The 978-nt window shown below is 58.3% G+C and carries 1 protein-coding gene; it reads right to left on the bottom strand.

The window, feature by feature from the left end; all coding sequences use genetic code 11:
- On the bottom strand, positions 1-978 hold a 978-nt coding region (locus EXE45_RS16955), incomplete at both ends, for an RNA-guided endonuclease TnpB family protein (RefSeq protein ID WP_137695026.1).

The following is a 978-nucleotide window of genomic DNA, read 5'->3' as shown; positions in this document are numbered from 1 at the left end:
TCACGGCGATGTTGACGCTTGCACCACGGTCGCTGTGGTCTTGATGCTCACAGTCCTTGCACTTGAATCGCTTTTTGTTGCGGTTCGCTCGCTCCGTATGCCCGCACATCGGACACCGTTGGCTCGTGTACTCGGGATTAATCCAACCAGTCGGGATGCCCTCGAATGACGCCTTGTACGACGTATAGAACTGTAGGGCGCGGAACGGGAGATGGTGCAAGCGTCGGTTCATCCGCGTGCCGTAGTCGATACTGTCGCGCATCTCTTTGAGGTCTTCAAAGACGATGCACGACCTCTCGAACTGTTGGCTCCACTCCACGATGTGCCGAGACACCTTGTGGAGTCGGTCGCGGACGAACCGTTCCTCACGCCCTTCCAGCGTATCGTGCATACTGTCTTTCCCCGCGTTCTGGACGCGCTTCCGCATCGTGAAGTACCGATGGCGCTCGAACTTGATTTCGGGGAAGTCGATGACCAACGTATCTTCGACACCATCCGTTGAGAGTGCGGTGAGAGCCACGTTGTCCTCATTCACGTCCACGCCGACAACCATCCGTGAGTCCTGCTTGTCTCGAACGGTCTGCTTGGTGTTGCGGATGTTAACGTGAAGTTCTGGCTCACCGTCACGCCACAGCGTCTCCGACGTTGAGACCTTCCACTCGTCACCAGTGAGCGCAGTCTTGAGGAGGTCAAGGTGGGCGTCACTTCCTTCGAGGACGCCCTTGACGTGCTTGTAGGGTGCCGCGCTGATGCGGAACGCCACGTCGCCGTCGTCGGTGAGTGACAGGTTGTACCCCTCCTCGTAGTTCGCTCGGAGCGGGTAGGTGCCGTCCTTGGTGTGACTGGGTTTCCCGAAGTCGTCGTACTCGTAGTAGTTCTCCATCGCCCCGAGTGCCTTGGCCACGATTCGTTGAGTCGTGTTCTTCACGAGGTCGGCGTCGTCTTCGAGGCGTGGGGAAATCGAGTTCCAGTCCACAC

The sequence above is a fragment of the Halorubrum sp. SP9 genome, assembly GCF_005435015.1.
GTDB lineage: Archaea > Halobacteriota > Halobacteria > Halobacteriales > Haloferacaceae > Halorubrum > Halorubrum sodomense.
The sequence above is the reverse complement of the archived record's forward strand: the minus strand, read 5'-3'. Positions and strand labels throughout refer to the sequence as shown.